Origin of the sequence: Streptomyces sp. bgisy159, from assembly GCF_965341775.1 — a bacterium.
Lineage (GTDB): Bacteria > Actinomycetota > Actinomycetes > Streptomycetales > Streptomycetaceae > Streptomyces.
In genome coordinates this window covers 46,764-61,038 of record NZ_CBDQZH010000043.1, presented here as the reverse complement: position 1 = coordinate 61,038, position 14,275 = coordinate 46,764, and the positions used below count along the sequence as shown (strand labels likewise).

The 14,275-nt window shown below is 71.0% G+C and carries 13 protein-coding genes and 1 pseudogene; 7 read left to right on the top strand and 7 right to left on the bottom strand.

The features are described 5' to 3' along the window. The first annotated feature begins 435 nt into the window (after positions 1-435). Complete coding sequence (locus tag ACSLTV_RS29755; RefSeq protein WP_435613209.1) at positions 436-873, top strand: hypothetical protein; 438 nt, start codon at positions 436-438, stop codon at positions 871-873. 54 nt (positions 874-927) lie between these two features. On the opposite strand, the gene ACSLTV_RS29750 is transcribed toward ACSLTV_RS29755, so the two are convergent. Continuing rightward, positions 928-1,146, bottom strand: a complete 219-nt coding sequence (locus ACSLTV_RS29750) for a hypothetical protein (protein ID WP_435613208.1) — start codon at positions 1,144-1,146, stop codon at positions 928-930. Positions 1,147-1,876: 730 nt separating this feature from the next. Here ACSLTV_RS29750 and ACSLTV_RS29745 point away from each other — a divergent pair. After that, a complete protein-coding gene (locus ACSLTV_RS29745) occupies positions 1,877-2,335 on the top strand; it encodes a hypothetical protein (RefSeq protein ID WP_432138497.1) in 459 nt (152 codons plus the stop codon). Positions 2,336-2,343: 8 nt separating this feature from the next. After that, positions 2,344-2,586: a hypothetical protein gene (locus ACSLTV_RS29740; RefSeq protein ID WP_432138498.1), complete on the top strand. Its 243-nt coding sequence runs from the start codon at positions 2,344-2,346 to the stop codon at positions 2,584-2,586. 163 nt (positions 2,587-2,749) lie between these two features. Here the strand turns inward: ACSLTV_RS29740 and ACSLTV_RS29735 are convergent, their stop codons facing one another. The 3 genes from ACSLTV_RS29735 to ACSLTV_RS29725 form a co-directional block, all read right to left on the bottom strand. Further along, a complete protein-coding gene (locus ACSLTV_RS29735) occupies positions 2,750-5,242 on the bottom strand; it encodes a SpoIIE family protein phosphatase (protein ID WP_435613207.1) in 2,493 nt (830 codons plus the stop codon). 298 nt (positions 5,243-5,540) lie between these two features. Next, complete coding sequence (locus tag ACSLTV_RS29730) at positions 5,541-6,278, bottom strand: hypothetical protein (protein ID WP_432138500.1); 738 nt, start codon at positions 6,276-6,278, stop codon at positions 5,541-5,543. A gap of 434 nt (positions 6,279-6,712) precedes the next feature. Beyond that, positions 6,713-8,053 (bottom strand): ferredoxin reductase family protein, encoded by a 1,341-nt coding sequence (locus tag ACSLTV_RS29725; protein WP_435613206.1) that lies wholly within the window; start codon positions 8,051-8,053, stop codon positions 6,713-6,715. Between the two features lie 678 nt (positions 8,054-8,731). Between ACSLTV_RS29725 and ACSLTV_RS29720 the strand changes: the two genes are divergently transcribed. From ACSLTV_RS29720 to ACSLTV_RS29710, 3 genes are read left to right on the top strand one after another with little or no spacing between them, the layout of a single operon-like run. Further along, entirely contained in the window at positions 8,732-9,376 is a 645-nt protein-coding gene (locus ACSLTV_RS29720) for a TetR/AcrR family transcriptional regulator (RefSeq protein WP_432138503.1), read from the top strand. Positions 9,377-9,397: 21 nt separating this feature from the next. Further along, the gene (locus tag ACSLTV_RS29715; protein WP_432138516.1) at positions 9,398-10,060 is read left to right on the top strand and encodes an ABC transporter ATP-binding protein; all 663 of its coding nucleotides are present in this window, start codon (positions 9,398-9,400) and stop codon (positions 10,058-10,060) included. Continuing rightward, entirely contained in the window at positions 10,047-10,844 is a 798-nt protein-coding gene (locus ACSLTV_RS29710) for an ABC transporter permease (protein WP_432138504.1), read from the top strand. The genes ACSLTV_RS29715 and ACSLTV_RS29710 overlap by 14 nt, the downstream gene beginning before the upstream one ends. A 49-nt stretch (positions 10,845-10,893) precedes the next feature. On the opposite strand, the gene ACSLTV_RS29705 is transcribed toward ACSLTV_RS29710, so the two are convergent. From ACSLTV_RS29705 to ACSLTV_RS29695, 3 genes and pseudogenes are all read right to left on the bottom strand, one after another. Further along, on the bottom strand, positions 10,894-11,739 hold the full coding sequence (locus tag ACSLTV_RS29705) for a polysaccharide deacetylase family protein (protein WP_432138517.1): 846 nt from the start codon (positions 11,737-11,739) through the stop codon (positions 10,894-10,896). A 243-nt stretch (positions 11,740-11,982) separates the two neighbouring features. Further along, a complete protein-coding gene (locus tag ACSLTV_RS29700) occupies positions 11,983-12,429 on the bottom strand; it encodes an ABA4-like family protein (RefSeq protein WP_435613212.1) in 447 nt (148 codons plus the stop codon). 51 nt (positions 12,430-12,480) lie between these two features. Next, positions 12,481-13,347: pseudogene (locus ACSLTV_RS29695) on the bottom strand (hypothetical protein); the annotation flags it as partial. 204 nt (positions 13,348-13,551) lie between these two features. Here ACSLTV_RS29695 and ACSLTV_RS29690 point away from each other — a divergent pair. Then, positions 13,552-14,274: a MerR family transcriptional regulator gene (locus ACSLTV_RS29690; protein WP_432138506.1), complete on the top strand. Its 723-nt coding sequence runs from the start codon at positions 13,552-13,554 to the stop codon at positions 14,272-14,274. The last annotated feature ends 1 nt before the right edge of the window (position 14,275 follow it).

Here is a 14,275-nt window from a genome sequence, read left to right as displayed (position 1 = left end):
GCCGTAGCCGGCGGTGCGGAGAAGGGACCGCAGGTGGCGGTTACGTCGGTTCTTGCGGAGGTCGGGGCCCCTGGTCTTCCAGAAGATCCAGCGAGACCGGGGTGACGCTTCGTTCGACTGGCCCGTAGGCTCGGATGCAGTGCTGATAGTTCCTCCTGGTACGGAGCTGTCGGTCGCTTCACGAGGCGGCTCCCTGAGGCAACAGGGGGCCGTCACCCTTTCCGGGGCGGCGACTGCCGCAGCCGAACACCGCGAGTTGCTAGGCGAGTTCGGCGCTCTCACATCCAGTCTGGAGGCTGTTCCGACCAGTTGGTCACTGGGGTTTGCGCTGGTCAGCGCGGGTTCATTGGTTGCCAAGGCTGGTTATTACTCGGTTCTAGCGTGTCCTCGGTTGTCATCAGTAGACTTCCCTGGTCAAAGGCCAGGGGAGGGCTCATGGCACAGGTCTTGCGCATGCCGACCGAGGCTGAGCTGCCGAACGGCCCACGCCGCCAGTTTGTAGAGGCGCTGTTCGCGCACTACCGGGATGCCGGGCGTCCCACGCTGCGGGCCATCTCTGATGACATCGCCGGCAAGTCGCAGTTCGACGCCTTCACGGTCAGCCGAGAGACGATCCGGAAGATGCTGCGGGGCAAGACTGTCCCACTGAGCTGGGCCGTAGTCGATGCAGTTCTCACGGTGCTGTGCGAGCGGGCCCACGTCGATCCCGACACGGAGTACCACGTGGGCGGTTTCGGGGACGAGACGTCCACCTGGCGGCAGGACCTGCGGCGGATGTGGAACGACGCACTGGACGCTCCACCCCCCTCGTCCGCCCCTCCGTCCTCCGGTTGGGGAGGCGGCGCCTCTTACCCCGGCGAACCACCGTTCTGAGGACGCCCAAGCATGTGAGGCCGGACCCCGTATCCGGCTTCGGTCGCGTGCCCGTCACCGCGGCTCCGAGGCTGGGGATTGATCGTCGTTCCGGCTCCTACTGAACCAGAGAGTTCGAACCATGTCGGCTGCCGCGCGGCGCCGCGTCGGCTTCTTCGCGTACACCGCGGTGAGCGACAGCAGGATGATCAGCAGCAGGTAGAGCAACGCGACCGCGAGCAGGGCCCACACCAGCAGTGGAACCCGGACGATGAACGGCAGAAACGCCGTCACGGCGACCCCCATCAAAGTGCCAGAGCAATCTCCGCACTGACGGGGCGGCTTACCGCAACGGCCAGCGCCCGATCCGACGATCTTGGATCGTCGGCCGGGTCCACCCTCCCTTGAATTGGCTGGGGAGGGAAGTGCCGTTGCGTACTCTCCGGTGGTCGTGAGCCACCAGCCGAGCGGTCCCGGTCGAGAGCTGCTTCAAGGGTGCCATACCGTCCGGCGCGGCCGTATCGGTGTCACAAAAATCGGCGTAACCAACCGGAACGGATTCAGCACACATGAGGCCGGGAAACCCCGCGAACATGCGAGAACCACGAAGGGGTATTTCCCCAGGCCAGACGGGTCAAGCAGTGCGTTTACGCAGGTCACAGCATTGATTGGAGAAAACTCCTAAAGCGGGTGTCGCAGGTTCGAATCCTGCCGGGGGCACCAGCGCAAAGGCCCCGGACCGATCTTGGTCCGGGGCCTTTGACACATCCACAGTCGACGACGTGGTAACGGTGGGCACCGAGCCCGCCGTCCGCCCTCGTCGAGGCTGAGTTCGACCGCGCGGGTATCGCGTTCGGTTGGGGACGTGCTCCTCGCGACCGTTAACGTTTCTGCTGGTCAGCCTGTTGAGCGTCTCGATCGCTCGTGCTGGTGAGATCGGCTTGCTTCCTGCAACCCGCCTGCTGGAGGCGCAGTTGTCCCTGGTGATCATCACGAGTTCACCCGAAGGGGAGCCGCCTTGGCCATGCAGTACGTCACACGCCTCACCGCCGCCTTCGCCGCAGTAGGAGTCCTCCTCTTAGTCTCCCCCACAGCCGCCCACGCCACTGCTGTCGGCTCGGCTCCGGTCCACACCTTCGAGTACAGCGTGGGTGGCGCGACGATGAAGGTCCCGACCGGCTGCATGTTCACGCACATCATCCGGGGAGGCGGCAGAAAGATCACGTACCAGAACGCCGGCGTCGACTGCGGGTTCGTCGCCGCGCTCGGCAGCGGCTTCTGCAACTGGCGCATCGACTTCACGTACGCCGACACGAACAACAAGACCTACCGCACGTCGCGCGGTAGGACGCACAGCGAGTGCAAGGCCGACCCGATGCGGAACAACCACCCGCAGACGCTGCCTCGTTATGGCAAGGCGTGCGCCCACCTCCACGTCAACGGGGTGCGGCGCGTGAGCCAGTGCCACCACATCACGAAGTGAGTCCGCTCATGACCGAGCAGCAGCAGAGACCGGGCCCGGACCAAGCGGGGGAGACACGACGTCGGCGGGCCGGGATCGTCGCGTTCCTCGTCGGCCTTACGGCGACTCTCGCCTTCTTCGGCTTCTTCCCGGGGCTACCGCACGTCGTCGACTGGGGCGCCGTCCTCGTGTCCCTCGTCGTGGGCGGGTTGACCCGATGGGCCTGCCAGTCCTGGATGACCAGATCGGCGAAGAACACCGAGCGCATGTGACTTCGGCGGTGGGGCCCCTGCCCATAGGCTCCACCGTGCGCTCACCGAACCAGGACTCCGACGTCTCCCGGACGCTGCGGCATTTTCGCGCCCCGACCGCGGGCTTCCTGGTGGCGTAGAAGAGGACTGTCGCGGGTGGGTCGGGTGGGTCGGGTGGGCGCCGTCATGACCGCTCGTCCTGGACGCCGATCTCCGCCCAGATCGACTTCCCCCCGGCCCGGTGGCGTGTGCCCCAGCGCTCGGCGAACTGGGCGACGAGCAGCAGGCCGCGTCCGCCTTCGTCGAAGATCCGCGCCCGCCTCATGTGCGGCGCGGTGCTGCTGCTGTCGGAGACCTCGCAGATGAGCGCGGTGTCGCGGATCAGGCGCAGCTGGACGGGAGGGGTGCCGTACCGGATCGCGTTGGTGACCAGTTCGCTCACCACCAGCTCGGCGGTGAAGCCCACCTCGTCCAGGCCCCAGTCCGCGAGGCGACGGGCGACCTTGTCGCGGGCGTCGGCCACGGCGGCGGGGTCGGAAGGCAGGTCCCAGGTGGACACCTGGCCGGAGTCGAGAGCCCGGGTGCGGGCGATGAGCAGTGCGACATCGTCCCCCGGCTGAGCGGGGAGCAGGGTCCGGAGCAGTTCGTCGCAGGTGGCGTCCAGCGAGTCGGCGGGGTGCTCCAGGCGCCGGCGCAGCAGCGCCATGCCCTTGCCGAGGTCGTGTTCGGAGACCTCGACGAGGCCGTCCGTGTACAGCACGAGGAGGCTGCCCCGGGGCACTTCCCATTCGATCGCTTCGAAAGGCAGCCCTCCCACTCCCAGCGGCGGGCCGACGGGAAGATCGATGAACTCGGCCTTGCCGTCGGGCGTGACCACGGCGGGCGGGGGGTGGCCCGCGCCGGCGGCGGTGCAGCGGCGCGACACCGGGTCGTAGACCATGTACAGACAAGTGGCGACGAGATCGGTGACGATCTCGAACTCGGAATCCGATGCCGTGTCCTCCTCCGCCCTGAGGTGGGTGATCAGGTCGTCGAGATGGACGAGGAGCTCCTCGGGAGGCAGGTCGACGTCCGCCAGCGTGCGTACCGCGGTCCGTAGCCGCCCCATGGTGGCGGAGGCGCGCAGACCGTGGCCCACCACGTCTCCGACGACCAGGGCGACCCGGGCTCCCGACAACGGGATCACGTCGAACCAGTCGCCACCCAGCCCTGCCCGGGACCGGGCGGGAAGATAGCGGTAGGCCACTTCCGCGGCCCCCTGGACGGGGAGCCGCTGCGGCAACAGGCTTCGTTGCAGGGCCAGGGCGGTGGCCCGCTCCCGGGTGAAGCGTCGGGCGTTGTCCACGGCCACGGCAGCGCGGGCGGCGATCTCCTCGGCGACGAGCAGATCGTCCTCGTCGAAGGAGTTCCGGCGGCGGTGGCGGACGAGTACGGCCACGCCGAGGGTGATGCCGCGGGCGCGCAGTGGGATGACCATGATCGAGTGCATCCCGAAGTCACGGACCTTCCTCGCCCGCTCGGGGTCGATGGCCCGCCAGCTGTCGATGGCTTCGTCCAGGGTGCGGTGCAGCGACGACCGCCCCGTGCGCAGGCAGCGGGCGGGGGGCGAGAGTTCCGGGTAGTAGTCCACCTCCCCCGGCTGGACCACCGACTCGGGGATGCCGGGTACGACGGACTGCTGCGCGGCGCGGCGCAGCGCGACGGAGCCGGTGGCGGAGGGGCTGGGCTCGACGCCGCGGAACAGGCCGTCCAGCAGGTCGACGCTGATGAAGTCGGCGAGCCGGCCCACCGCCACGTCGGCCATCTCCTGGGCCGTGCGCATCACGTCGAGGGTGCTGCCCACCTGCGCGCTGACGTCGTTCAGCAGGTCGAGCCGCTCGCGGGCCCGATGCTGTTCGGTGACGTCGAGCGCGATGAGCTGCACGTGTCGCACCTGTCCTGCCGGGTTCCTCAGGGGGGACACCGATACGGCCCAGTGTCTGTCGCGGGCCCCGCGCCGCGGCCGGCCGTGCACCTGGAACCGCTCCGGTTCTCCTGTCTCGAACACCCGGCGCATGCCCTCTTCGACCGTGGTGCAGATGTGCGGAGGCAGGATGTCGGTGACCCGCCGGCCGCGCATCCGCTCCTCCGAGAGACCCAGTTCGCGGGCCGCGCCGGCGCTCCCCCGCAAGGCCCGCAACTCGGCGTCGAAGATCATCACAGGCAGGTCGGACTGTGCGAACGCTTCCTCCGTCGTCGCCTCGTCCGCCTTCGCCTCGTCCGTCGTCGCCTCGTCCGCCTTCGCCTCGTCCTCGTGCGGACGTGGCTCACGAGGCCGGTGCGGCCGCTGTGGCGAGGTGGCCACGATGAGCCACTGTGCGTTGCCTCCGCTGTCGAGTGACGCGTACGCCCGCAGCTCGGCATCCAGGGTGTGGCCGTCCTGGTGCCGCAGCGGAGTGGGCCCGCTGCGGCCCTTGCGGATCGCGGAGAAGCACGCCGTGACGTCGGCGTTCCCGCCGAGCAGACGTGCCGCGGAACGTCCCACGACGTCCTCGTACGGGTACCCGAGCAACAGCCGCGCGCCCGGACTCCACCCCGTCACGATCCCCCGCGCGTCGACGACCGCGGTAGCCGAGGTGCCCTGATCCGGGAACCGGTCCAGGCCGCTTCCCGGAGGGCCGGCCTTCTCCATGTCCATTCATCGCCCGTCCTGCCCCGGCCTCCCGGGGCTGGGGAGAACTCAGCAGAGACCGCAGGGCGGCGCAACGTCGTACCGTCGTGTCGGCTCCTCTCTCACTTGTATCTCTCCTCACGCGCACACGCAGGTCGAGGGACGGCACCGACGACGATGCCGCAACGATCGGTCGTGTACCTGTCACGAGGGGCTGTGATGGCGCGTTACGGCTGGTGACGACTTGTGGCGGCTCGTGACGGCCCTCGTGACGGCTCGTGCGGCGGCTCGTGGCGGCGCTTCTCGGGAGTGCCAGGCGGACCGCTCAGTGGCCACTGGACTCTTCGGATCGCAATGCGCGGACCCGGGTACGGAACGTGCGCCAGCGCCTCTCGTTCTCGTGGACGAGCGTCGCCGACTCCGCCATCAGGTCGGAGGCCCTGTCGAGCAGTTCAGACGCCGAATAGAGGTAGGCGGGTGCCTTCCGCTCGCCTCGCAGGTCGGCCCGGAGCGCCGCCGGAGAGAAGTCGACGCGGGCCAGCAGGTCGAGGGCACGGCGCAGCAGCCGCGCGACCAGAGCCTGGAGGCCGGCCGACTGCCAGTCATTGGCGATGATGCGGTGCCGCTCACCCAGCAGATCGGCGAGTTCTGCGTAGGCGGCCAGGCTTCCGGCGATCTCCCACGCCTGCTCCATGGCCTGGGTCAGCCAGGCACTGCCCTGCTCGGTCTCGTCGGCAAGCATGCCGACCTCTCTTTTCAGTCTCCTGAGTTCGGCGGGCTCGTCCTCCCCTTCCATGAAGAGGATCCCCGACTCCGAGACGAGCCCCGGGGCGTTGAGGTCCTCAGTGCCGGCGAACGGGATCGCCGACGTCTGCTCCCCCGCTTCCACGTCGCTCCACCGGTCGGCCAGCGACTTCAGCGCCCGCGATCGCGCCTGGAGTTCCGCGGCCTGCCGCAGGGGCGCCTGTGAGTAGTACTTCTCATGCTCTCGATGGAACTTCGCGAGGTTGTCGATCACCTGGAGCAGTGAGCTGGGAGGGCTCTGAGTGTCATCCTCGGGCATGCCAGCAGTGTGGCCCGCCGCCGTACGCCGGGCATAGCGCCGCGCCCATATGGGTGAACACCGGTCTTTCGGCCGGACTGCGTCGACGCGTCTGTCCCCTCTCGGCACGGTCGAGGCGGGGAAGGCCCCTCCCGCCCAGCGAAGGAGCGAGAGGGCAGCGTCGGTCAGCGGGCAATGAGGCTCTGGCGGGGCGAGAACGAGTGCGGGCACCGCCGTCACCGTCAGGCCGTGGGGCGGGCGAGCGGCCGACAGGATCGCCCTTGACCGACGGGATCGCCCCTGGTGGGCGGGATTGCCCCTGGTCGGCGGGATCGCCCCTGACCGGCAGCACCGCCCCCGCCGGCGGCACCACCCTCGCCGGTGGCACCGCCTCTATGCGACGCCACCGCTCCCCGGGCGGGCAGCCGCTCCCAGGTGGCGGGGCGCCTCCCCCATCAGGCCAGGCCGAACTTCTCGGCGTGGATCTGTCGTGCGGGGACCCGCAGGTCTCGGAGGCCGGAGAGCACGGCGCCGGTCATGGCGGGCGGGCCGCAGACGTAGACGTCGCGTTCGGTGAGGTCGGGGACGAGGCGGTGCAGGTTGTCCGGGGCGAACGGCGGGGTGGCGTTGTCGCCGGTCCTGCCGGTGAGGAGGTGGAGGCGTCCGCCCCGGAGCGCGACCAGTTGGCGCACCTCGTTCAGCAGGACGGCGTCGGCCTCGCTGCGCACCCGGTACAGCACGACGACGTCACCGGTCGCCTGCTCCTCCAGCAGGGCCCGTACGGGTGTGATCCCGACGCCACCGGCGATCAGCAGGGTGCCGGGGCGGCTGCGGTGCAGCGAGGTGAACGCCCCGTACGGCCCCTCGACGAAGGCGCGGCTGCCGACGGGGAGGTCGCGCAGGCCGGCGCTGGTGGTGCCCGCCGCCTTCGCGGTGAGGCGCAGTCCCTGCCCGGCGGGTGCCGCCGACAGGGAGAAGGGGTTGGCCAGCCACCAGTGGTTGTGCCCGGGGAACCGCCAGATGCAGAACTGGCCCGCGCGGGCGGGGAGTCTGTCGAGGTGCCGGCCCGTGACGTACACGGAGACCACGTCGTCCGACTCCGGTACCACGGCCGTGACCTGGAAGCGGTGGTAGGCGTTGCGCCACAGCGGCATGACGAGGCGGCCGGTCAGCAGGGCGCCGAAGGCGAACAGCCAGAGGGTCCACCAGTAGGCCGTGGCGAACCCGGAGGACGTGAAGGTCGTGGTCTCCTGCAGCTGGTGGACGAACGACAGGCCCAGGGCCACGTAGAGCAGCAGGTGCAGACCGTGCCAGACCTCGTAGGGCAGGCGGCGCCGCACGGGCCGGGCGGAGACCGCGGCGATCACGACGACGACGGCCGCGGCGAGCATGCCCAGCAGCGAGGCGGGCACCCCGCTCAGCGCGACGAACGTCTTCCCCATGGACGTGTCGTCGAGTGTCGCGTAGCCGAGCACCACCAGCGTGGCGTGCGTGAGGACGGTCCACAGCAGCGAGAAGCCGACCCAGCGGTGCCACACCGTGAGCCGGTCCATGCCGATGCGGCGGTCCAGCCACGGCACCCGGGCCACCAGCAGCAGTTGGAACAGCATCAGCAGGGCCGCGTGCAGCCCGAAGAACTTGGCGGTCGTCAGTACCCCGTTCTTGCCCGAACCGGCGCCGAGGAACAGCACCTCGACGATCAGCACGTTGGCGACGACGAAGGTCCATATCGCCCAGCGCGCCGCGTCCACCGGAAGGACGGTGCCTCTGCGCACCGTGTCACTCGCCGCCACCATGGTTGCCCCGCATTCCCCCGTGGCCGCGGTGTGCGCGGCCTGTTTGAACTGATCCCGGGAAGATCGAGCGGATCGTCCGGATACGCACTCGATCGGGTAGGCATACGGAGCGCCGGTCCGATGCGTTCACGCCCACGCCGGATCGTTACCGCGACGTCACCGGAGAGCCGACCGAAGCACGGCGCGCGGCAGCGGGCAGCGGGCACCCGGTTGCGGGCAGCGGGCAGCGGGCAGCGGGCAGCGTCGACGAACCCGCCGAGCCCCACACCCAGCACGACCACCCCCAGCACGATCCCCGGCAGGCGCAGCCCGGACGGGGTGGTCCCGGCCCGGGCCCCGGCCTCGTCCGTGGTGGTCGCCATGCCCCTGTCTCCGTCCCGTCGGCACGGTGCTCCGGCGCCGTCGGCCGTGCGGATTTCCCGTCGGGCAGGGCTTACTCGGGCGGCCCTCGGCCCGCGGCCCGGTCCCGCCCGCCCGGTCCCGCCTGCCCGGACCGGCGGCCCGACGGCCTCACGTCCGCGACCCCGACGTCCGCGACCCCGACGACCGCCACCCCCAGGACCACGCACCTCCAGGACCACGCACCTCCAGGGACCCACGCCCCCGAGGGAGGTCGCCCCCGGCGCCCGGCCGCCCCGCCCCTCGACAGAGACTGAACGAGCGTTTAGCATGCTGTACATGCGTTCAACCCAGGACGACCGAACCACCCGGGCCGTCATCCGCGACGAGGCCCTCGCCCTGTTCGCCGCGCACGGGCCGGACGCGGTCACCGTGCGGCAGATCGCCGGGGCCGCGGGCGTGTCGCCCGGGCTGGTCGTGCATCACTTCGGGTCGAAGGAGGGGCTGCGCCAGGAGGTCGATCAGCGTGTGCTGGACGTCTTCGAGGCGCTGCTCGGCGAGCTGACCGGTGAGGGTGGCGCGGAACTGCTGGATCCCGGTGCCGGGGCGGGTTCGCTGAGTGAGGCGTTCGCCCGGCACCTGCCCGACGACTCGCCCCTGCCGGGCTACCTGCGCCGGCTGCTGCTGTCGGACACGGACGCCGGACGGACCCTGTTCCGGCGGCTGTACGAGCTCAGCAGGGCCGCTCTGGACGGTCTGGCCGACGCCGGACTGGCCTCCCGGGGCGCCGATCCGGCGGTACGGGCCGCGCTGCTCCTCGCCAACGACCTGGCGCTGTTCCTGCTGCGCGACCGGCTGACGGAGGTCCTCGGCACCGACCCGCTGTCCGCCGACGGCATGACCCGCTGGGCCCCGGAGATGCTCAGCGTCTACGCGGGCGGGCTGAACGCGGAACCACCCCGATCACAAGGAGACACCCCCTAGGGAGGCCCTATGAGGCCCGGTATGGCGCCCGGCTCGACACCCACGGCGACCGCACCCGTCCTGCGAGCGACCGACATCCACAAGTCCTACGGCAAACACCCCGTCCTGCGCGGAGCCGAACTGACGGTCGGCCCCGGGCAACTGGTCGCCGTCGTCGGCGAGAACGGCGCCGGCAAGTCGACCCTGCTGAAGATCCTGGCCGGCACCCTGGCCGCCGACCGCGGCGAGGTCAGCCTGTCCGGCACCCTCGGCCACTGCCCGCAGCAGCCGGTCCTCAACGAGGCACTGACGGTCGAACAGCACCTGCGCTACTTCGCCGCCGCCCACCGGCTGCCCGACGCGGACCGCGGCCGGGAACTCGTCCGTCTCCTCGGCTACGAGCGGTACGGGCGGTCGGCCGCCGGGGAACTGTCCGGCGGCACCCGCCAGAAGCTCAACCTCACCCTGGCCCTGCTGCACGACCCCGACGTCCTGCTGCTCGACGAGCCGTACCAGGGCTTCGACTGGGAGACCTACCTGCGCTTCTGGGACCTCGTCGACGATCTGCGGGCCCGCGGCAAGGCCGTCGTGATCATCACCCACCTCGTCTTCGAGCAGGACCGCTTCGACCTGCTGGCCGATCTCTCCGACGGCCGCCTCACCCCGCGCACCGCCTCCCGGGAGGACCACCATGTCGGCGCCTGAGACCGCGCTCCCCCGACCGGCCTACGGCCAGTTCTCCACGGCCCTGCGCTTCTCGGTGCGCGACCAGACCCGCAACCGCCTCGCCGGGTTGCTCCTCGTCCTCTTCGTGCCCGTCTGGTACCTGGTGATGGACGCCATGGCCTCGGGCGAGTCGCTCGACTTCAAGCTGTACGCCACCGGTGAGGTGCTGCACGTCGACGGCGGCCGGCTCACGCTGATCTCGGCCGGCCTCAACTCCGTCACGATGATCGCGGGTTTCGTCGTCTTCGACGCCGTCCGCAAGGCGGTCGCCTTCGACCGGCGCCTGGTCTTCGCCGGGTACCGGCAGTCCACGCTCATCGGCGCCAAGACCCTCGCCGTCGCCGCCGTCTCCAGCGCCATCGCCCTCTACACCGCGCTGGCCGTGCTGTTCTTCTGGCGGCCGACCGCCGCCGGATGGTTCGCCGTGCTCGCCGGGTTCACCGTCATCGCCCTCACGTACGGAGCGCTCGGGCTGCTCCTCGGCGTCCTGGTCAAGCGGGACCTGGAAGGCTTCTTCCTGATCATCATGGGCGGCCTGATGGACACCTTCCTGCAGAACCCGCTGGGCAATCCGCTCGCCAACAAGCCGGTCCTGCAGTGGTTCCCGTCGTTCGGGCCGATGCAGTTCGCGGTCGGCGGCTCCTTCGGCGGTACGGCGCTGTGGGGGCACCTGTTCCTCGGCCTGGCGTGGGCCGTGGCGTTCGGCGCGGTCGGGCTGGTCGTCTTCCGGCTCAGGACGCGCGACCGTACGCACGCCCGGTGAACGGGACGGCGGGCGCCGCGGAGAGGGCCGCCCACTGCGCACCCCGGCCTCACCGCACGGGGAAGCCGAACGCGTAGCCCTGCTGCCGCAGCCGGGGCAGCAGCTCCGCGAGGGCCGCGACGGTCTGGGAGCGGTCGCCGCCGCCGTCGTGGAAGAGGATGGTCGGGCCGTTGGGCAGTTCCCGTTCGACCGTGTTGACGATGGTGCGGGTGCCCGGCCGCTTGTAGTCGTCGGTGTCGACGTTCCAGCCGAGGGGGCGCATCCCCATCGCGGCGGCGATCTGCCGGCTGTACGGGGTGAAGGAGCCGCCCGGCGCCCGGTAGTACAGGGGCTTCACGCCGCCGGACGCCCGCTCGATCATGCCGGCCGCGTCGGTGATCTCGGCCCGCTGGAAGGAACGGGACTTGCGGTCCATCGTCGTGTCGTGGCGAACGCTGTGGTCGCACAGGCGGTGGCCCTCCGCGACGATCTGCCGTACCAGCGCCGGGTGTTCGGCGGCCCTCGGGCCGACCATGCAGAAGACGGCCTTGACCCCGTTGTCCCGGAGCACCTTCAGCACGCGCGGCGTCCACCGCGGGTCGGGGCCGTCGTCGATGGTGATGTTCACGGCGTGCGGGCCCCCGTCCGAGGCGTGGGCGATGTCCATGCTCACGGCGGGTGCGGCCAGCGCCGGGTCGGGCACGGAGGTCTGGCCCGGGGCCGGCCGCGGTGCGGCAGGGGGCGTGGGCGACGCGGGCGCGGGGACCGGCCGTATCCGGTCGCCGGGGCGACCGATCGCCGCGCCGTCCGCGCTGCTGCCGCCGACGACTCCCAGTACGGAGGCCCCCACCACCGTGACGACAGCCGCCGTGACCGCAACCCAGGCCGTCCCGCCCCGCCCCTCTTCGCGCCGCATCATGCCCCCTGGCCCCTTCGTGTTCCGCCGGTACCCCCGCACAGGGCAGGACGGACGAGCGGGCGTCGGGGATCCGTCTGTTACGAACTCCACATGAACCGGCCCGGACCCACGGCACCCCGTGCGCCGCCCCCATACGTCCCAGTACGCCCACGTGCATCCGATTACGTCCGCCCTACGCCCCCCGCACGGACGCCCCCGCACGGACGCCCCCCGCGCGGACGCCCCCCGCACGAACGCCGGTCACACGATCGCGGCGCCGGCGCGGTCCGTACGCCGGGTCCGTACCGCACGCAGCAGCAGGAACGCCGACAGACCGAACGGTGACAACAGGATCGTCAGGACCAGCAACGGCCCCATCGCCAGAGGGGAGACGCGCAGCCGCCGCGACTCGCGGTACATCCACTGTCCGATGAGCAGGTCCCACGCGATGACCTGCGCCCACACGGCGCCCGCGCCGTTCGCCCGGACCGTCAGGTCGCGGAAGGTGTCGATGTCCGGGCTGCTCACCGCGGCCCACAGCTCCGGGAACACCGGTATCGCCAGCACGAGATGGACGAGGAGTACGGGTGTCACGGTCCACGGTGACGCGGCGACGCGGGCGGTCGGGCCCCAGCCCGGAGCGAAGATCATCAGCAGCCAGACGGGGGCGGCGAGCCAGAAGGACAGTTCGAAGAGGAATCCGGTCACGACACAGGCTCCTCGGTGACGGCGGGGCTTTCGGCGGGAGCCAACTCCGGGCACCGCCGCGCGAGCCGGGGCCCGCAGCGTCGCGTAGGTCCCGGCGGCGAGGGCCGCCAGGAGCAGGCCGGCTGCCCCGAGGGTCGTACCGTCCGGGTGGATCAGCGGCTGACCGCGCAGCGCCTGCTGTAGCACCAGGGCGAAGGCGGCGGCGTACCCGGCGGCGGCGAGCAGGACCAGGCGCCGCCTCACCAGGCCGTCGGCGAGGCGCGGGAAGCGCGGGGCGAGCGCGCTCAGCGCCATGACCAGCAGCGGCAGGAGCTGCAGCGCGTGCATCCCGAGGAAGTGCGGAACGCGCAGGTCGCCGCCGGTCGTCGACCAGCCGGTCAGCGGCATCGACGGACCCCCGTCCGGCACGCCCACGCTGTGCGCGCCGACCACGTCGGAGGAGCCGCGGTGCTGTCCCGGCGCGGGCTGGGCCATCAGGAAGCCGACGGCCGCCCCGGCGAGCGCCAGGACGATGCCGCAGCGCACGGCCCAGGCGGAGGCCCGATCGGCGATGTCGGCCCGCAGCAGCAGGACGGCGAGGGCGAGCGTGGCGAGCCACAGGACGACGACGGTGACGGCCATCACGTCGTACAGAGCCGTGTCGAACGCCGTCTCGTAGTTGAAGTGGCTGCGCCGGCCGCGGATCGCCTGCCCGGTGATGATCACCATCTCGACGAGTCCGGTCAGGGCGACGACCGTCCCCGCCCAGCGGCCCGTCCGCCGGCCGCGCGGGAGCAGCGACAGCGTCCAGGCGAGGGAGAGGCCGTACGCCAGGAAGGACACGGCGAACTTGAACGGCTTCGCCCAGATCGGCGCGCCCACCAGGACCCGGTCGTCGACGACGAGCCCCACGGCGGACACGAGTGCCGTCGCCGCCATCGCCGCCGAGAACAGCAGCAGCGGCCGGTGCCAGGACCACCAGGACCGCCAGGTCCGCGACGGGTGCGGCAGGTGCGGCAGGTGCGGCGGGCACGTACGTGGTGAACGCATGGCTTGCGCAGGCATGACTCCCCCTCCATGTGGATGCCGTGTGTGACATATGGATAGTGAGACTGTCCACTATCCATAGCCTCACTATCTATCATGGGAAGCAAGGGCGGCAAGAGCCGGCGCGAGGCGCGCGGCGTGAAGTCAGGGAGTGATCCGCGGTTGCGTGTCGGAGAGTTGAGCCGGGTCACCGGAGTGCCGGTGCCGACGATCAAGTACTACCTGCGAGAGGGGCTGCTGCCGCCCGGTGAGCTGACCAGCCGGAACCAGGCGTCCTACGACGACTCGCATCGGCGTCGGCTGCAGCTGATCCGCGCACTGCACGAGGTGGGCGGCATGAAGATGGCCGAGATCGCGGACGTGCTCGCGGCCATCGACGAACCGGGACGCCCGCTGCACAAGGTGCTCGGCGCCGCCGCGGACCGCCTCGGCCCGGCTACCGGCGAGCACGACGACGGCGAGTCGGCTGCCGCGGACGCGGCCGTCGCCGATCTGATCGCGCGGCGCGGCTGGCAGACGCACGAGTCGAACCCCGGCGCGGCCGAGCTGTCCCGCGCCCTGGCCGCCATGGCCCGGCTGGGGCACGGGGAGTTCGTGCAGCTGCTCGACGTGTACGCCGACGCCGCCGAGCGGGTCGCCCGCGCCGACCTCGCGTACGTCGGCCGGCGCACGGAGGTGGAGGACATCCTGGAGAGCGCGGTGATCGGGACCGTGCTGGGGGAGGCGGTGTTCAGCGCGCTGCGCAGGCTGGCCCACGTGGACGCCTCGGCCCGTCTGTACGGCCCTGACGGACCCTCGTCGCCGCCGGCTGCCGACTGAG

Coding starts and splice junctions, on each gene's coding strand:
- ACSLTV_RS29755 (WP_435613209.1), top strand. CDS start 436: ATGGCACAGGTCTTGCGCATGCCGACCGAGGCTGAGCTGCCGAACGGC.
- ACSLTV_RS29745 (WP_432138497.1), top strand. CDS start 1,877: ATGCAGTACGTCACACGCCTCACCGCCGCCTTCGCCGCAGTAGGAGTC.
- ACSLTV_RS29740 (WP_432138498.1), top strand. CDS start 2,344: ATGACCGAGCAGCAGCAGAGACCGGGCCCGGACCAAGCGGGGGAGACA.
- ACSLTV_RS29735 (WP_435613207.1), bottom strand. CDS start 5,242: ATGGACATGGAGAAGGCCGGCCCTCCGGGAAGCGGCCTGGACCGGTTC.
- ACSLTV_RS29730 (WP_432138500.1), bottom strand. CDS start 6,278: ATGCCCGAGGATGACACTCAGAGCCCTCCCAGCTCACTGCTCCAGGTG.
- ACSLTV_RS29725 (WP_435613206.1), bottom strand. CDS start 8,053: ATGGTGGCGGCGAGTGACACGGTGCGCAGAGGCACCGTCCTTCCGGTG.
- ACSLTV_RS29720 (WP_432138503.1), top strand. CDS start 8,732: ATGCGTTCAACCCAGGACGACCGAACCACCCGGGCCGTCATCCGCGAC.
- ACSLTV_RS29715 (WP_432138516.1), top strand. CDS start 9,398: ATGGCGCCCGGCTCGACACCCACGGCGACCGCACCCGTCCTGCGAGCG.
- ACSLTV_RS29710 (WP_432138504.1), top strand. CDS start 10,047: ATGTCGGCGCCTGAGACCGCGCTCCCCCGACCGGCCTACGGCCAGTTC.
- ACSLTV_RS29705 (WP_432138517.1), bottom strand. CDS start 11,739: ATGCGGCGCGAAGAGGGGCGGGGCGGGACGGCCTGGGTTGCGGTCACG.
- ACSLTV_RS29690 (WP_432138506.1), top strand. CDS start 13,552: ATGGGAAGCAAGGGCGGCAAGAGCCGGCGCGAGGCGCGCGGCGTGAAG.